This is a genomic window from Streptomyces hirsutus, assembly GCF_001418415.1.
In the GTDB taxonomy this organism is placed as follows: domain Bacteria; phylum Actinomycetota; class Actinomycetes; order Streptomycetales; family Streptomycetaceae; genus Streptomyces; species Streptomyces hirsutus.
Genome location: NZ_LIQT01000162.1, coordinates 1 through 16,340 on the forward strand (window position 1 = coordinate 1; position 16,340 = coordinate 16,340).

The window sequence follows — 16,340 nt, forward strand, 5'->3', positions numbered from 1 at the left end:
CGTCGGCGGGCAGCCGTACGTCGTCGAGCACCAGCTCGCTGGTGACGGAGGCGCGCAGCGACCACTTGTGCTTGATCTCGGGCGCCGAGAACCCGGCGTTGCCGGTGGGCACCACGAAGCCACGGATCCCGTCGTCGGTCTGCGCCCACACCACGGCGACGTCGGCGACGGAGCCGTTGGTGATCCACATCTTGCGGCCGTTCAGCACCCAGTCCCCGCCGTCGCGCTTGGCGTGGGTCCGCATGGCGGCGGGGTCGGAGCCGTGGTCGGGTTCGGTGAGCCCGAAGCAGCCGATGATCTCGCCGGCGGCCATCCCCGGCAGCCACCGCTGCTTCTGCTCCTCGCTGCCGAACCGGTGGATCGCGTACATGGCGAGCGAGCCCTGCACGGAGACCAGGGACCGGATGCCGGAGTCGGCGGCCTCCAACTCCAGACAGGCGAGCCCGTACTGCACGGCCGAGGCGCCCGCGCAGCCGTAGCCGCTGAGCGGCATGCCGAGCACGCCGATCCCGCCGAGTTCCCGGGCCAGCTCGCGGATACCGGGCAGTTCGCCCTTCTCGTACCAGTCGGCGACGTACGGCAGCACCCGGTCCCCCGCCCAGGCACGCACGGTGTCCCGGACGGCCAGGTCCTCCGGCTCCAGCAGGTCGTCGAGGCCGAGCGGGTCGGCCGGGTCGAAGGGGGGCGACTTCGCGGACGCGGACATGGACACTCTCCGGGGCGATCGGGCCGGTGCGGATCCGGGCGGACGCGGCCGGTACCGATGCGGCCGGCAGGACTCGGCCGGTGCGGATACGACCGGTGCGGATGCGGCTCGTGCTGCTCGACTGGTGCTGCCAGTCAGGTTCGGGCCGACGTTACGACGCGGTGTCGCGCACGTCCACCCGGCTGTCCCGCGGCATGCCTCACACCGAGACGCGGGACTCCGCGGCCTCCCTGGGCGTGGGGACATCGGCCACCTCGGCCGGGGCCCGGGCGGGTCCGTCCGAGGGCGCTCCGGCGGGCATTTCCCCGGCGGTCACCGGCTCGCACTGCATCGTCCGCGGCAATCGCAGCGCCATCACGGCCCCGAGCAGCAGCAGGACCGCGCTGGCCAGCAGGGTCACGTGCAGCCCGTGCACGAAGGCGTGGCGGGCCGCGTCCCGCAGGGCGGCTCCGGCGGGCCCGCCCAGCTGGGCGGCGACCTCGTAGGCCTCGCCCAGCGAGTGCCGCGCCGCCGAGGACTCCGAGGCGGGTACCCCGGCGACCTCTTCGAGGCCGGGCGCGTAGGCCGCGTTCATCACGCTGCCGAGGAGCGCTATCCCCATTCCGGCGCCCAGCTGGTACGAGGTCTCGCCTATGGCGGCGGCCCCGCCCGCCTGCTGCGGGGGCGCCTCGCTCAGCATCGACTCGTACGCCCCGAACAACGTGGTCTCCAGGCCGAAGCCGAGCAGGACGAACCCGCCCAGCAGGAGGGCCCGGTTGTCCTGCTCGCCCATCGGGGTCAGCAGCAGGACCGCCGCGGCCGTCAGACAGAAGCCGGAGAAGACCATGCGGCGCGGTCCGAACCGGCGCAGCAGCCGCGCGCCCGCCAGCCCCGCCGCCATCGCGGCGAACGTCAGCGGCACCAGTCGCAGTCCGGTCTCCAGCGGAGAGAGCCCGAGGACGAGTTGGAGGTACTGCGCGGCGATCAGTTCCAGTCCGACCAGGGCGAGCATCGCCAGCACGATGCAGCCCACCGACGTGCTGAACGCCGGCCGGGCGAACAGGCGCAGGTCGACCAGCGGGTGCGCGCGTCGCCGCTGCCTGCGGACGAAGGCGGCCAGCAGGACGGCGCCCACGGCCAGCACCAGTACGGTCCACAGGCCCCCGGCGGATTCACCGCCGAGCCGCTTCACGCCGAGGACCACCGCGAACAGTCCGGCGGCGGCCGTCAGCGCGCCCGTCACGTCCCAGGGACCGGTGCCGTCGCCCTTCGACTCGGGCAGCAGGAACCGTCCCACCGGGAGGCTGACCAGCATCAGCGGAATGTTGATGAGGAAGACCGAGCCCCACCAGAAGTGCTCGAGCAGAAAGCCGCCGAGCAGCGGTCCGACCGCCGCGCCCACCGCGGCCACCGCGCTCCAGACACCGATGGCGAGCGCCCGCTCGCGCCGTTCGGGAAAGACCTGCCGCAGGATCGACAGCGTCGCGGGCATGATCATCGCGCCGCCGACGCCGAGCAGCGCCCGCGCCGCGATCAGCACCGGCGCGCTGTCCGCGAGGGCCGCCGTCCCGGAGGCCAGGCCGAACAGGGCGTAGCCGAGCAGGAGAACGCGTCTGCGGCCGACCCGGTCGCCCAGTGTGCCGAAGAGGATCAGCAGCGAGGCGCAGACCAGCGGGTAGGCGTCGACGATCCAGAGCAGTTCCATCGCGCCGGGCCTGAGGTCCTCGGTGACGGCGGGGACCGCCACATGCAGCACGGTGGCGTCGACGGCGACGAGCAGCAGACTGACGCAGAGGACGACGAGTACCACCCAGCGGTTGGCACCGGCCCCGGCCGCCCGACGGCGCAGTGAGGCGGCCGTGGTCGTCCCGGACATGTACAGACCTCCCAGATGTTCCCTCGCCCTCGGCGGGCTCACGGGGTGGGGGACTCCCCCGTGACTCGGCCGGAGAGGAACGGTACGAACTCCGGCCCGCGCAACGAACGGCGAGTGACAGGCAGCGTACGCGAGGCCGGGCCGGTATTGAGTGGCAGGCCTCTCACATCTGCGGCCGACAGGTGTGGCGTACACCACTTCCGCGCGGCTTCCGCGGACCGCTCCGGGGCCCGCTCCGGGGCCCGCTCCGGGGTTCGCACACCCGCGGGACGGACCGGCCGGGACGGACCGGCCGCGCACCCGGTCGATAATCGGGCCCGTGACGGATCTCGAGACGCGTGCCGCACCGGTCCGCCCCGGAGCACTGCGCAGGGCCGCGCCGGCGCTCCTCGGGTACGCGGCGGTGCGCACCCTGGGCCTCCTCGTCCTGGCCCTGTGGAGCGAGGCACGCGGCAGGAACGCGTACACCTTACTCACGGCCCGCTGGGATGCCCTCTGGTACACGAGGGTCGCGGAGCTGGGGTACGGCTACGAGGTCCGCCTGGCGAACGGGGACGTGCACTCGAACCTGGCCTTCTTCCCCCTGCTCCCCTGGCTGGAGCGGCTGGTGGCGGCGGTGTCGCCGCTGTCGTACGCGGACGGGGGCTTCGTGGTCGCCGCGCTGGCCTCGCTCGCCGCGGCGTGGGGAATCTTCGCGGTGGCGGACCATGTGCACGGGCCGCGGGCCGGGGTCTGCGCGGTGCTGCTCTGGGCGGTGCTGCCGGTCGGGGTCGTCCAGTCGATGGCGTACAGCGAGTCCCTGTTCACGGCGCTCGCCGCCTGGTCGCTGTACGCGGTGCTGACCGGGCGCTGGGTGACGGCCGGGATCCTGGCGTCGCTGGCCGGTCTGACCCGCCCAGTCGGACTGGCGGTGGTCGCGGCGGTCTGGGCGGCGGGCGCCGTCTCCTTCCTGCAGGACCGTCGCGGTGCCGGGGAGGAGCACCGCTCGTTCGGGGGGAGCCGTGGCGCGGCGGCGGTGGACGGCGCGCGCTGCGGGGAACGCGCCGCCCCGGGCGGGGACACCCCGCGCGTGCCTTCCGCCGGGGGCGCGCCCGTCCTGCCGGGCGCTCCCGGCGTGGTCGTCCGCCGGGCGCTCGGCCTGTTCGTCGCTCCGCTCGGTGCCGCCGGTTACGTTCTGTGGGTCGGACACCGGACCGGGAAGGGCCCGTTCGGGTATCTCGACGTACAGGCGGGCTGGCGGAACGGGTTCGACGGCGGTTTTGCCTTCGCCCGGTTCACGGCGGAGAAGTTCACGTCGTTCCCGTCGGTCCCGGCGGGGCTCGGGCTGGTCCTCGGGGTCGGCCTGCTGGTGCGGCTGTACGTCCTCTGTGTACGGCAGCGGCAGCCGCTCCCGCTGCTGGTGTACGCCGGCGCGGTCACGATCCTCGCCCTCTGCGCGTCGAGCTACTTCGGCTCGAAACCGCGCCTGCTGATGCCCGCCTTCCCCTTGCTGCTGCCCCTCGCACTGACCCTGGCACGGCTGCGTACGCCCAGGTCGGCGCTGGTGGTGGGGTCCGTCGCGGTGGTCTCGGCGGTGTACGGCGCCTTCTGGCTGAACGGTTCCGGGCCGCCCTGACCGGCCCCGCGGGTCCTGCCCGCTCCCTCCCCGGGCAGACGGACGGTGAGCGCCGGGGAAAATCCGCGCCGGTCTTCGGTGAACGCATTCCAAAAGCGCGATAAAAATGCCCCTTCGAATGATCAAAAGAATTGAAGGCGATGACGGTCGGCGATTACCGATTCGCGGAGAATAAAGGCCGCCTTGAGAGCAATCCCACATCACATCGTCATCACAAAGCCGCTGATTCGACAGGGCTGGGCGCTCACTCCCTGTAACGTCGATTGGGTGCGTACCGAACGGAAGACCACCCGTCTGGACCGGGTGTTCGCGAGGCTGGATCGTGAGCCGGAACGACCGGCCCACATCGACGTGCCTCGAATGAGCCGGCACCGGATGGTGCTTTTCGGCTCCACCCTGGCCTTCTACGTGGCGATCGTGTGGGCCGTCGTCATCACGTCCTGGCTGGTCCGGCTGGACTGGCAGGTGATGTTCTTCCGCCCGTACGAGCAGTGGGCGGAGCTGCACGCTTTCGTCGACTACTACGTGGTGCTCGGCCAGCGCGGTCCGACCGCGGTGATGGTGGCGGCCTGGCTGGGCTGGCGCTCCTGGCGGCAGCACACCCTGCGCCCCCTGCTCGCGCTCGCGGTCTCCCTGCTGCTGCTCAACGTCACCGTGGGTGCCGCGAAGTACGGCATGGGACGCCTCGGACCGCATTACGCGACCGAGATCGGCTCCAGCGAGATGTGGCTCGGCGGCAGCATATTTCCCAGCGGTCACACCGCGAACGCGGTGGTGACCTGGGGAATCCTGGCCTATCTGGCCTCCACTCCGAGAACGAGGCGCTGGCTGTCCGCCGTGTCCGCGGTGACCTCGCTCGGCGTCGGGCTGTCCACCGTCTACCTCGGCACCCACTGGCTGAGCGACGTCCTGCTCGGCTGGGTGGCGGGTCTGCTGATCCTGCTGGCCCTGCCCTGGTTCGAGCCGCTGATCGCCCGTGCCGAGGACCGGATCTTCGGCTGGCGCGACCGCTGGTACGCCCGGCGGGGCCGGGCGGCGCCCGCGGCCCCCGTCGCGACGCCGGTCATGCTCAAGCCACTCACCGGCCGTGAGGCCGGCGCGGCCCCCGAACCGGTCTCCGCGTCCCGTCCGGCCGGACGGACGCCCGCCTACCTGGCGCCGGGACCGCACTCGACGCGCGCGGAGCGCGCGCCGTCCACTCCGGCCGGCAGCCGCCGCCCGCCGCACGGCGAACGCCATCCGCGCGGCAACACCCCGGCAACCCGCTCCTGACGGTCCCGCCGGGCCCCGCGGCGACAGCACGGTACGCGCACCTCGGCCCCGGTTCCCTCGTGGAACCGGGGCCGTCGCCGTGCCTCAGCCCTTCCAGGACCGCGCCACCGTGCCGTCCTTCACCTCGAAGTTCAGCCGTCCCACGCGGTACTCCATGGTGATGATCGTCCCCGGCTGCAGCGCCCGGACCGTCGCCCAGCCGCGCTCGCGCGCGAGGCGTTCGGCCCGGTCCACGGGCAGGCCCACATAGGCGTCCGGGCTGTCGTCGGGTTCCGCGGAAGGTGTCGGAATGGGTGCCATACGGTCACGCTATGCCCTGCCCGGCGGACGGGGAAGGCCGGACCGGGAACACTTGCCCGGGATCCCCCGGCGGTCACACTTCTGTCACAGGATCACGACAGACGTTTATGCCCACACCCATCACACGAATGGGTGATTCGAAGCCTCTCCGAGCGCGGTCGAACGTAATTCCCGGACACCGCTCCGAGGTCTCGGATAAACCCGGCGGAGTGCCCCTGAAGAAACACCCCGGGCCGTTCGAGCCATTCCATTCCGTCGGCGGGACGACAGGTGCGCCCCTGGAGGGCGGGACCGCGGGGAAACTCGTGGTTCCTTCACACGATCCACCCACACCGCCGCCCGGTACGGGCGGGCCCGGACCGGCCCTGCGCGGCTCCGCCCGGTCCGGCTCCGCTCGGCACGATCCGGGCGGAGGGATCCGGCGTCAGCTCGCCGCGCCGGATCCCTCCGCCCGGGCCAGGGCGCGGGAGAGCCGGTCGCGGGCCGTGGTGATCGCGTCGGTCAGCCCGGCCGGCTCCAGCACCTCGAACTCGAAGCCCAGCAGCATCACGTGGACCACCAGGGCGTCGAAGCTCGCCGCCCCGGTGGTCAGGACACAGGCGTCCGGTCCTTCCGCCCGGAGCGTGCCGACGGAGGGCGAGATCCGCTCCGTGGCCTCCTCGACGGGCACCAGCAGCCGTATCGCGGCCTGCGAGGCGTACACGCGCGTGGAGACGCCCCGGGACACATAGGCGGCCAGATCTTCGGCCGGGGGCTCACGCGGGACGAAGCGCGGACCGTGCGGGGGCTTCGGGGTGAGGCGGTCCACCCGGAAGGTGCGCCAGTCCTCGCGGCCGAGGTCCCAGGCCACCAGGTACCAACGGCGTTCCGAGCACACCAGACGGTGCGGTTCCACGGTGCGGCGGCTCGTCACGCCGTCGTGGCCGCGGTATTCGAAACGCAGGCGTTCGGTGTCGCGGCAGAGCTGGGCGAGTTCGGTGAGCACGGCCGGGTCGACGGCGTCGGCGCCCGGTCCGCGCAGCATCGGCACGGTGACGGCGTTCAGGGTGCCCACCCGGCGGCGCAGCCGGTCCGGCAGCACCTGTTCCAGCTTGGCCAGGGCCCGCACGGAGGTCTCCCCGATGCCTTCGATACCCTGTCCGGCCGCCGTGCGCAGTCCTACCGCGACGGCGACGGCCTCGTCGTCGTCCAGCAGCAGCGGCGGCAGTTCGGCGCCCGCGCCCAGCTGGTAGCCGCCGCCGGTTCCGGGGCTGGCGTTGACGGGGTAGCCGAGCGTGCGGAGCCGGTCCACGTCGCGGCGCAGGGTCCGGGAACTGACCCCGAGCCGCCCGGCCAGATCGGCGCCGGACCACTCGCGGTGGGCCTGGAGCAGGGACAACAGTCGCAGCAGTCGTGCCGAGGTCTCCACCATGGGCCGAGTCTGTCAGCCTTCGCGGACAGCCACTGTCCGCAAGGAGGTGGGCCCCCGCCCGGACGCCGGGATCCGGCGGCCGCCCGGACGGGGCCTTGTCCCACCTCACCACCCGGTGCGTCCGGGGCGGATCAGAGCACGAGACGCCGGCCGGGCAGGATCATGTCGGGGTCGCCGCCGATGACGGCCTTGTTGGCGGCGTACAGCTGTTGCCAGGTGGTGCCGTACCGGACGGCGATGGCGCTCAGCGTGTCGCCCGCGCGGACGGTGCAGTTTTCGCCGGACGAACTCCGGTCCGCGTCGCCCGACGACTGAGCGGGCGCCTTCGACGGGACCGACCGGTTCGGCTGCTCCGGCCGGGTCGGCCGGTCCGACGACGTCGACCGCCGGGAGGACTCCGCCGGCTTCGCGGGCTTCGCCGGGGCTTCCCGGGCGGTCACCGAGCCGGCACCGGGTGCGCTCCCGGACGCCCCGGCACGTGCCGAGCAGGTGGGCCAGGCGCCCCACCCCTGGCCGCGCTGGACCTCGGCGGCGATGGTGATCTGCTGGGCCTTGGTGGCCCGGTCGGCGGTCGGCGCGTAGGCCGTGCCGCCGTACGCGCGCCAGGTGGAGGCGGAGAACTGGAGCCCGCCGTAGTAGCCGTTGCCGGTGTTGATGTGCCAGTTGCCGCCGCTCTCGCACCGGGCGATGCGGTCCCACACTCCGCTGTCCGCCGCCGTGGCGCTGCCGGCCGAGGCCAGCATTCCGAGGGGCGCGAGCAGTGCCGCGCCGGCCAGAGCCGCCGCCGTACGGGGCTTCTGGGTCTTCCGGGTCCTGCGGGCGTCGTCGCGGGTGGTGTCGGCACAATCGGACATGTGGTTCCCTCTCCACGGACCCGGGGTCCCCCGGAGCGGAGCGCCACCGCCGCGTCACGGGACGCGGCGTGTCGCGCTCGCCCCGTCCGCCGTCGGGTCGTGCGAGGGATCCGGTGGTGCGAAGGATCCGGCTGGTGCGGTCGGCGGACGTTCCCGAGCGGTGCTAGCTGCACACGGCGGAGGAATCTAGGCAGCCGACCGGGTCGGCATCAAGCAACTCCCCGTCTTCGCAGGCCAGTTCGGCATTACCCTCGGTAGCGTCAATTTCAGGACACCCACTTCATTCACTGATTTCATGATTTATTGACCAGCGGGACGCATGCCCTGTGAGCCACTTCACCCGGTCAACAGCGTTGACACGGAGGTCAGTTGACGATGAGTGCCCGGTTCCGAGCTGGAAGTGACCGTGTGCGCAGGATGGTTCGATTCCGTTCCCTCCCGGGCGTGACTCCCGCCACAGATCACCCGTTGTCATCTGTATGAGTCGGGGGCCCGCCCCCGGACCACGGGCCGGGACCCACCCGGACTCGCCACGCACCGCATCCCGAGGGAGCCACCCGTGCCGCGCATGCTCGACGTCAGCAACGAGGTACGCGCCGAGATCGGCGACGAAGAAGCCGACCGCCTGCTCGCGGGAGATTCCGCCCCGGGCGGTTACGACTGCACCTCCTGCCGCACACCGGGCGATCCCGAGCAGGAGCGGACCAGCACCGTCCTGTTCGTCGGGGACGAGACCGCCGTCCTCGCCTTCGCCCATTCCACCTGCCTGCCCTCGCAGGTCGTCCAGGTCACCGAGGAGCAACTCCGGGGCGCCGTGCGGTCCATCAGCGGCGACGCCGCGGCCCCGACGGCGCCCGTGCAGAACGCACAGGCCGCACAGACGGCCCCGGCGCAGGCCGCTCCCTATCAGGCCGCGGCGCCGTACGTCGTGCCCGAGCAGGCCGTGCTCGGCGTGACCAGCGGACTGGTCCTGATCGCCGGGGAGTTGCACCCGGCCCTCGTCGTCGAGCCGACCTCCCCGGTGGCGCGGCCCGGTGCCCTAGGGTCCGGCGACGACTTCCTGCCGCTGCTCATCGAGCAGGGCTTCATGCCCGTGACCGAGCTGTCCACCGCGCCGTCCGTGCTGCACGGCTGGTCGGTTCTGCTGGCCGTGGGACAGCTGCACGCGGTGCTCCAGCCGAACCCGAACGGCGGGCAGCCCGTGGCCTGGTGGCAGGCGCACCAGCCGCTCCAGGTCACCGAGGGCTGGCGGGCGGCCGCCAACAAGCACCAGCAGGTGCTGCTGTTCGCGGCTCCGGTCGGCTCGATCGGCCGTCAGCCGCGCGAGGACCTGCTGCGCGACGCGCTGGACAGGGCCGCGGCGAACGGAAGGCTGGTCACGGCAGCGCTGCCGCTCGCCGGTCTCTGACCGGCGGACGGCGGACAGCCGATGGCCGATGACCGACGGCTGGCACCCGGCCTGCCGGCCCGCAGGCCGGTGACCGGCGAAAACCCGTACCCCGGCCGCATCCCTTATCGGGCGGGGTCGTTTGGAGATACGTGCACGCATACGACGCTCCCCGCCGCCAGCCCTTCCCGTTGGTCCCCGCCCCCGTACGATCGGCTCAGGACTCGGCGGGCGGCCCTTCGGCCACGCCCATCTACGACGCGCTCTACGCCGAGTACGTGAAGTCCTTCCGCTCACTGCCGGGTGACCGCAGCGGCGAGGAGAAGCTGGGCTTCACCGCCTTCGGAGGCGCCCCGCGCAGTACGGGCTCGCCCGTCGGCCACGGTTCGGGGACCTTCGGCGGTTCCGTCGGCGGCGGGTCGTACGGCGCCTACAGCGCGGGGGCGAGCAGCGCCCGGCAGAGCGCGGGGCAGCAGCCGCAGTGGCAGCGTGTCTCGGCGGTCGGCCGGCACGCCATCGGGAGGCACCACGTCCCGGCGGCACTGCCTCCGGCCCCGCGTCGGGAAGCCTGACCAAGGGCCACCGGGTCTGCCGACGACACAGCGTGAAGGGGGCGGTCCCCATGGGGACCGCCCCCTTCACGCTGTGTGCCGTCGTGACGTCACTTCTTCTTGCCGCGCTTCTCGCGCACCCGCACCGAGATGTGGATGGGGGTGCCCTCGAAGCTGAACTCCTCGCGCAGCCGTCGCTCGATGAACCGCCGGTAGCCCGCCTCGATGAAGCCGGAGGCGAACAGCACGAACCGCGGCGGCCTGGTGCCCGCCTGCGTGCCGAACAGGATGCGCGGCTGCTTGCCGCCCCGCACGGGGTGCGGGTGGGCGGCGACCAGCTCGCCGAGGAAGGCGTTCAGCCTGCCCGTCGGGACGCGGGTCTCCCAGCCCGCGAGGGCCGTCTCGATCGCCGGGACCAGCTTCTCCATGTGGCGTCCGGTGCGGGCCGACACGTTCACCCGCGGCGCCCAGACGACCTGGCCGAGCTCGGTCTCGATCTCCCGCTCCAGGTAGTAGCGGCGCTCCTCGTCGAGGGTGTCCCACTTGTTGAACGCGAGGACGAGCGCGCGCCCCGCCTCGACCGCCATGGTGACGATGCGCTGGTCCTGCACGGAGATGGAGTCGGCGGCGTCGAGGAGGACGACGGCGACCTCGGCCTTCTCGACGGCGGCCGCGGTGCGCAGCGAGGCGTAGTAGTCGGCGCCCTGCTGGAGGTGGACGCGCTTGCGGATGCCCGCGGTGTCGACGAACTTCCAGGTCTTTCCGCCCAGCTCGATCAGTTCGTCGACCGGGTCGCGGGTGGTGCCGGCGATCTCGTTGACGACGACGCGCTCCTCGCCGGCGACCTTGTTCAGCAGCGAGGACTTGCCGACGTTCGGGCGGCCGATCAGGGCGATCCGGCGCGGACCGCCGACCGCCGTGCCGAAGGTCTGCGCGGGGGCCTCCGGCAGCGCCTCCAGGACCTGGTCCAGCATGTCGCCGGTGCCGCGGCCGTGCAGGGCGGAGACCGGGTGCGGCTCGCCCAGGCCCAGGGACCACAGGTAGGAGGCGTCGGCCTCGCCGCTCTGGCCGTCCACCTTGTTGGCGCACAGGACGACCGGCTTGCCGGCCTTGCGCAGCAGCCGGACGACGGCCTCGTCGGTGTCGGTCGCGCCCACCTTGGCGTCCACCACGAACACGACGGCGTCGGCCGCCTCGATCGCGTACTCGGCCTGCGCCGCCACGGAGGCGTCGATGCCGAGGACGTCCTGCTCCCAGCCGCCGGTGTCGACGACCTTGAAGCGGCGGCCCGACCACTCGGCCTCGTAGGTGACGCGGTCGCGGGTGACGCCCGGCTTGTCCTCGACGACCGCCTCGCGGCGGCCGATGATGCGGTTCACCAGGGTCGACTTGCCGACATTGGGGCGGCCGACGACGGCGAGCACGGGCAGCGGGCCGTGGCCGGCCGCCTCGATGGCGCCCTCGACGTCCTCGAGGTCGAAGCCCTCCTCCGCGGCGAGCTCCATGAACTCCGCGAACTCGGCGTCGCCGAGCGCCCCGTGCTCGTGCTCGTGCTCGGCCGAGCCGTCGGGCTGGATGTGGTCGTTCATGAAGTCCGTACCTCGTTGTTCATCGTGGTGGTCGGTGGAACACCCGATTCCGGGCGTTCCACTACTCAGTGTCCGCTAGCGCCCGGTGAGGCGCCTGGCGTTTTCCAGGTGCGCGGTGAGCTGCTTCTGGATGCGCTCGGTCGCCTCGTCCAGCGCCTTGCGGGTACGCCGTCCGCTGCCGTCCCCCGCGTCGAACGGGTCGCCGAAGACGACGTCGACGCGGGAGCGCAGCGGAGGCAGTGCCTTTATCAACCGTCCGCCCTGCCCGGAACTTCCCAGGACGGCGACGGGCACGATCGGCGCGCCGCCGCGCAGGGCGAAGTAGGCGAGCCCCGCGCGCAGCGAGGCGAAGTCGCCCTCGCCTCGGGTGCCCTCGGGGAAGATACCGAGGACTCCGCCCTGTTGCAGGACCCCCAGCGCCCGGGAGATGGCCGTGCGGTCGGTGGTGTTCCGGTCCACCTTCACCTGGCCGATGCCGGTCAGGAACGGGTCGAGCGGCCCGATGAACGCCTCCTGCTTGATCAGGAAGTGCGTGGGCCGGGGTGCCACTCCCATGACCATCGGACCGTCGATGTTGTGGGAGTGGTTCACGGCGAGGAGCACCGGCCCGGTCGCGGGCACCCGCCAGGCACCCAGCACGCGCGGCTTCCAGAAGCCGTACATCAGGCCGACGCCGATCCGCCGCCCGACCTCGGCGCCCCGCGCCGACGGAACCTCGGTCACCGGCCGGCTCGCTTCTCCTCGACGAGGGTGACGACACACTCGATGACCTGCTGCAGGGTCAGGTCGGTGGTGTCCACCTCGACCGCGTCGTCCGCCTTGGCCAGCGGGGAGGTCTTGCGGCTGGAGTCGGCCGCGTCCCGCTTGACCAGGGCCTCGCGCGTGGCGTGCAGGTCGGCGCCCTTGAGCTCACCGCTGCGGCGGGCGGCCCGCGCCTCCGGGGAGGCGGTGAGGAAGATCTTCAGGTCGGCGTCGGGCAGCACGGTGGTCCCTATGTCGCGGCCCTCGACGACGATGCCGGTGACGGCGGAGGCCGCGATGGAGCGCTGCAGCTCGGTGATCCGGGTGCGCACCTCGGGCACCGCGCTGACCGCGCTGACCTTGGAGGTGACGTCCTGCTCGCGGATCGGGCCGGCCACATCGACGCCGTCGACCGTGATGGTGGGCTTCTCCGGGTCGGTGCCGGAGAGGATCTCGGGCTTGCCGGCCGCGGCGGCGATCGCGGAGGGGTCGGCGGTGTCGATGCCGTTGATGACCATCCACCAGGTGATCGCCCGGTACTGGGCGCCGGTGTCCAGGTAGCTCAGGCCGAGCTGTGCCGCCACGGCCTTCGACGTGCTCGACTTGCCCGTGCCGGACGGGCCGTCGATGGCGACAATCACTGGCGTGGAGCTTTCCACAGTGGGGACCTTCCTGGACCTGGCTGGCGGGGAGCGGGGCGCGAAACCGCCCTGCACAAGGTTACTGGGTGTGCGTCCCCCGATCGGCCGTACCCGGGGACGGGGACGCGACCGCTCCGGGGATCGGCGCCGGACCCGCCTGCGGCACCCGTGCTCGGCCGCCCGCCGGCCGTCGTCGTCCGCCCGCCGCGGACGGCATCCGCCGTCCGCCGGCCACCGTCCGGCAGGTGCTACTGCCGGATGGACCAGCCCCGCTCCCGCAGCGCCGCGGTGAGCACCGGAGCCGCCTGGGGCTCCACCATGAGCTGTACCAGACCGGCCTGCTGCCCGGTCGCGTGCTCGATACGGACGTCCTCGATGTTGACGCCCGCACGGCCGGCGTCCGCGAAGATACGCGCCAGCTGTCCCGGCTGGTCGTCGATGAGCACCGCCACAATCTCGTACGCACGCGGGGCCGAGCCGTGCTTGCCGGGGACCCGGATCTGGCCGGCGTTGCCGCGGCGCAGCACGTCCTCGATGCCGGTGCTGCCCTCGCGCCGCTTGTCCTCGTCGGAGGACTGCAGCGCGCGCAGGGCCCGTACGGTCTCCTCCAGGTCGGAGCCGATGTCGGTGAGCAGGTCGGCGACCGGGCCGGGGTTCGCGGAGAGGATGTCGATCCACATCCGGGGGTCGGAAGCCGCGATCCTGGTCACATCCCGGATGCCCTGCCCGCACAGCCGCACGGCGGCCTCCTCGGCGTGCTCCAGGCGTGCGGCGACCATGCCGGCCACCAGGTGCGGCATGTGGGAGACCAGGGCCACCGCGCGGTCGTGGGCGTCGGCGTCCATGACGACCGGGACTGCCCTGCAGTGCGAGACCAGCTCGAGGGCGAGGTTCAGCACCTCGGTGTCGGTGTCCCGGGTGGGCGTGAGCACCCAGGGGCGGCCCTCGAAGAGGTCCGCGCCGGCCGCCAGCGGGCCGGACTTCTCACGACCGGACATGGGGTGTGTGCCGATGTACGCCGAGAGGTCGAGCCCGCACTGCTCCAGCTCGCGGCGCGGTCCGCCCTTGACGCTGGCGACGTCGATGTAACCCCGTGCCACCCCTCGCTCCATGGCGTCGGCGAGCACCCGGGCCACGTGGGCGGGCGGGGCGGCGACGATCGCCAGGTCCACCGGCCCCTCGGGGGGTCCCTCGGTGCCGGCGCCGAGCGCGGCGGCCGTACGGGCCTGTTCCGGGTCGTGGTCGACGAGGTGGACGGTGACGCCCCGCTGGGACAGGGCGAGGGCGGCGGACGTGCCGATCAGTCCGGTACCGATGACGAGCGCGGTTCTCACTGGGCGATGTCCTTGCGCAGGGCCGCCGCGGCGCCGAGGTACACATGGGCGATCTCGGCGCGCGGCCGGTCGGACTCGATGTGCGCGAGGATGCGGACGACGCGGGGCAGGGCGCCCTCGATGTCCAGTTCCTGGGCGCAGATCAGGGGGACGTCGACGATGCCGAGCTTGCGGGCGGCGGCGGCCGGGAAGTCGCTGTGCAGGTCGGGCGTGGCGGTGAACCAGATGCTGATCAGGTCGTCCGTGACCAGATCGTTGCGTTCCAGTACTGCGGTGAGCAGCGCGCCGACCTGTTCCTCCATGTGGCCGGCCTCGTCCCGCTCGAGCTGGACGGCACCCCGGACCGCTCGTACCGCCACGGCGTTGCTCCTTGCTGACGTGCGTATCGGTTGTTCGGTCGTCCAGCCTAGTCAGAACGGGCGCGGCGGGTGTCCGGTGCCCGCCCGCCGAGACGGTCGGCGCAAAACGCCGTGATCTCACGAAGATCCCCCCTTCCCGGTGATTCCTTCCCCCGGAGTGACGGCATGACTGGCACGACCCCACGCACGACCCTGCGCACCGCACGACGCACGGTCCTTCTCGCGACAGGCGGGACGGCGCCGGCCGCCGGCCGCCGACTGCGGCGGGAACGGGGCGGGGGCGGCGACGGCTCCTCGCCGGACACCGCTTCGGACACCGCGGCACCGGAAGGCTCGGCGGGGCGGGACCTCGCCACGACCGACGACATCCCGGTGGGCGGGGGCGTGCTCCTCGAGGACGAGAAGGTGGTGGTGACCCAGCCCGAGCAGGGCGACTTCAAGGCCTTCTCGGCGATCTGCGCCCACCGGAACTGCCTGGTGGCGAGCGTCTCGGACGGCACGGTCGACTGCGCCTGCCACGGCAGCCGGTTCCGGATCACCGACGGCTCGGTGGAGCGGGGGCCGGCCACCGGGGCGCTGCCCGCGGAGCGGATCACGGTGGAGGGAAATTCGATTCGCCCGGCGCGAGCCGGCCCGTACGCTCCCGGGCATGCATTCCGCCGAGCTCCTGGTCCGCGACCACACGGTCTACGCCTGCGTCATGGGTTCGCGTGCCTTCGGCCTGGCCACGGAGGGCAGCGACACCGACCGCCGGGGCGTCTTCCTCGCTCCCACTCCCCTGTTCTGGCGCTTCGACAAGCCGCCGACCCATGTCGAGGGCCCGGCCGAGGAACAGTTCAGCTGGGAGCTGGAACGCTTCTGCGAGCTGGCCCTGCGCGCCAACCCCAACATCCTGGAGTGCCTGCACTCGCCGTTCGTGGAGTACGCCGACGACACCGGTCGCGAACTGCTCGCCCTGCGCGGGGCGTTCCTCTCCCGCCGGGTCCACGGTACGTTCACCCGGTACGCGTACGGCCAGCGCCGCAAACTCGAGGCCGACGTCCGCGTGCACGGGGCGCCCCGCTGGAAGCACGCGATGCATCTGCTCCGCCTGCTGGCCTCCGCCCGCGACGTGCTGCGCACGGGCGTCCTCACCGTCGACGTGGGCGAGCACCGCGAGCCGCTGCTCGCGGTGAAGCGGGGCGAGGTGCCCTGGTCCGAGGTCGAAGCCCGGATGGCCCGGCTGGAGCAGGAGGCCGCTGAGGCGCTGCACCGTACGCCGCTCCCGGCACAACCGGACCGACGCCGGATCGAGGACTTCCTGGTCCGCGTCCGCCGTGCTTCCGCCCTGCGGGCAGGGTAGGCGGGCGTCCCCTTGCCCTGCGTGCTCCCCCTCAGAGGTCCCAGAGCGCTCCCAGGGCCAGCAGTTCGTCCCGGTACTCGATGCGGTCGGCCCAGGCGTCCGGCCAGGCGTCCGCGCCGAGGTGGGCGCCCGCGAAGGCACCCGCGAGGCAGGCGATGGAGTCGGAGTCGCCGGAGGTGCAGGCGGCGCGGCGCAGGGCCGTGAGCGGTTCGTCGACGAAGAGCAGGAAGCACAGCAGCCCGGTCGCGAGGGCCTCCTCCGCGATCCAGCCCTCCCCCGTCGCCAGGCACGGGTCGGTCTCCGGCGAGACGGTGCGCACGGCGCTCCGGAGGCGTTCCAGGATCTCCAGGCACTCGTCCCAGCCGCGCGCGATGAAGTGCTCG

At 72.6% G+C, this 16,340-nt stretch carries 16 protein-coding genes and 1 pseudogene; 6 read left to right on the top strand and 11 right to left on the bottom strand.

The window, feature by feature from the left end; translation table 11 throughout:
* Positions 1 to 706, bottom strand: a 706-nt coding sequence (locus AOK11_RS12910; RefSeq protein ID WP_206188829.1) for an acyl-CoA dehydrogenase family protein, incomplete at its 3' end; no start/stop codon positions are given.
* A gap of 199 nt (positions 707 to 905) precedes the next feature.
* Positions 906 to 2,561: an MFS transporter gene (locus AOK11_RS12915; protein WP_055593829.1), complete on the bottom strand. Its 1,656-nt coding sequence runs from the start codon at positions 2,559 to 2,561 to the stop codon at positions 906 to 908.
* A gap of 319 nt (positions 2,562 to 2,880) precedes the next feature.
* Here AOK11_RS12915 and AOK11_RS12920 point away from each other — a divergent pair, with 319 nt between their 5' ends.
* Both AOK11_RS12920 and AOK11_RS12925 read left to right on the top strand, forming a co-directional pair.
* Complete coding sequence (locus tag AOK11_RS12920) at positions 2,881 to 4,176, top strand: mannosyltransferase family protein (protein ID WP_055593830.1); 1,296 nt, start codon at positions 2,881 to 2,883, stop codon at positions 4,174 to 4,176.
* 267 nt (positions 4,177 to 4,443) lie between these two features.
* A complete protein-coding gene (locus AOK11_RS12925) occupies positions 4,444 to 5,448 on the top strand; it encodes a phosphatase PAP2 family protein (RefSeq protein WP_055593831.1) in 1,005 nt (334 codons plus the stop codon).
* Between the two features lie 84 nt (positions 5,449 to 5,532).
* On the opposite strand, the gene AOK11_RS12930 is transcribed toward AOK11_RS12925, so the two are convergent.
* The 3 genes from AOK11_RS12930 to AOK11_RS12940 form a co-directional block, all read right to left on the bottom strand.
* Positions 5,533 to 5,748 carry an I78 family peptidase inhibitor gene (locus AOK11_RS12930; RefSeq protein WP_055593832.1) on the bottom strand — a complete coding sequence of 72 codons (216 nt, stop codon included), beginning with the start codon at positions 5,746 to 5,748 and terminating at the stop codon, positions 5,533 to 5,535.
* 424 nt (positions 5,749 to 6,172) lie between these two features.
* A complete protein-coding gene (locus tag AOK11_RS12935; RefSeq protein ID WP_055593833.1) occupies positions 6,173 to 7,159 on the bottom strand; it encodes a helix-turn-helix transcriptional regulator in 987 nt (328 codons plus the stop codon).
* A gap of 131 nt (positions 7,160 to 7,290) precedes the next feature.
* Positions 7,291 to 8,013, bottom strand: coding sequence for a LysM peptidoglycan-binding domain-containing protein (locus AOK11_RS12940; RefSeq protein WP_055593834.1), 723 nt, complete (start codon positions 8,011 to 8,013; stop codon positions 7,291 to 7,293).
* Positions 8,014 to 8,572: 559 nt separating this feature from the next.
* Between AOK11_RS12940 and AOK11_RS12945 the strand changes: the two genes are divergently transcribed.
* Together AOK11_RS12945 and AOK11_RS12950 are read left to right on the top strand one after the other, a co-directional pair.
* On the top strand, positions 8,573 to 9,421 hold the full coding sequence (locus tag AOK11_RS12945) for a hypothetical protein (protein WP_055593835.1): 849 nt from the start codon (positions 8,573 to 8,575) through the stop codon (positions 9,419 to 9,421).
* Between the two features lie 131 nt (positions 9,422 to 9,552).
* Positions 9,553 to 9,972, top strand: a complete 420-nt coding sequence (locus tag AOK11_RS12950) for a hypothetical protein (protein WP_055593836.1) — start codon at positions 9,553 to 9,555, stop codon at positions 9,970 to 9,972.
* Between the two features lie 89 nt (positions 9,973 to 10,061).
* Here the strand turns inward: AOK11_RS12950 and der are convergent, their stop codons facing one another.
* From der to aroH, 5 genes are all read right to left on the bottom strand, one after another.
* On the bottom strand, positions 10,062 to 11,540 hold the full coding sequence (gene der, locus AOK11_RS12955; protein WP_055593837.1) for a ribosome biogenesis GTPase Der: 1,479 nt from the start codon (positions 11,538 to 11,540) through the stop codon (positions 10,062 to 10,064).
* A 75-nt stretch (positions 11,541 to 11,615) separates the two neighbouring features.
* Complete coding sequence (locus AOK11_RS12960; protein ID WP_055593838.1) at positions 11,616 to 12,263, bottom strand: lysophospholipid acyltransferase family protein; 648 nt, start codon at positions 12,261 to 12,263, stop codon at positions 11,616 to 11,618.
* Positions 12,260 to 12,940: a (d)CMP kinase gene (cmk, locus tag AOK11_RS12965; protein WP_055593839.1), complete on the bottom strand. Its 681-nt coding sequence runs from the start codon at positions 12,938 to 12,940 to the stop codon at positions 12,260 to 12,262. The genes AOK11_RS12960 and cmk overlap by 4 nt, the downstream gene beginning before the upstream one ends.
* A 230-nt stretch (positions 12,941 to 13,170) precedes the next feature.
* Positions 13,171 to 14,256, bottom strand: a complete 1,086-nt coding sequence (locus tag AOK11_RS12970; RefSeq protein WP_055593840.1) for a prephenate dehydrogenase — start codon at positions 14,254 to 14,256, stop codon at positions 13,171 to 13,173.
* A complete protein-coding gene (gene aroH, locus AOK11_RS12975) occupies positions 14,253 to 14,615 on the bottom strand; it encodes a chorismate mutase (protein WP_055593841.1) in 363 nt (120 codons plus the stop codon). Before aroH ends, AOK11_RS12970 begins: the two co-directional genes overlap by 4 nt.
* Before the next feature lie 165 nt (positions 14,616 to 14,780).
* Here aroH and AOK11_RS39755 point away from each other — a divergent pair.
* Positions 14,781 to 15,233 (top strand): annotated as a pseudogene (locus AOK11_RS39755) (Rieske (2Fe-2S) protein); the annotation flags it as partial.
* 31 nt (positions 15,234 to 15,264) lie between these two features.
* Positions 15,265 to 15,957 carry a nucleotidyltransferase domain-containing protein gene (locus AOK11_RS12980; RefSeq protein ID WP_055593842.1) on the top strand — a complete coding sequence of 231 codons (693 nt, stop codon included), beginning with the start codon at positions 15,265 to 15,267 and terminating at the stop codon, positions 15,955 to 15,957.
* A gap of 31 nt (positions 15,958 to 15,988) precedes the next feature.
* On the opposite strand, the gene AOK11_RS12985 is transcribed toward AOK11_RS12980, so the two are convergent.
* On the bottom strand, positions 15,989 to 16,340 hold a 352-nt coding region (locus AOK11_RS12985; RefSeq protein WP_167353791.1), incomplete at its 5' end, for an ADP-ribosylglycohydrolase family protein.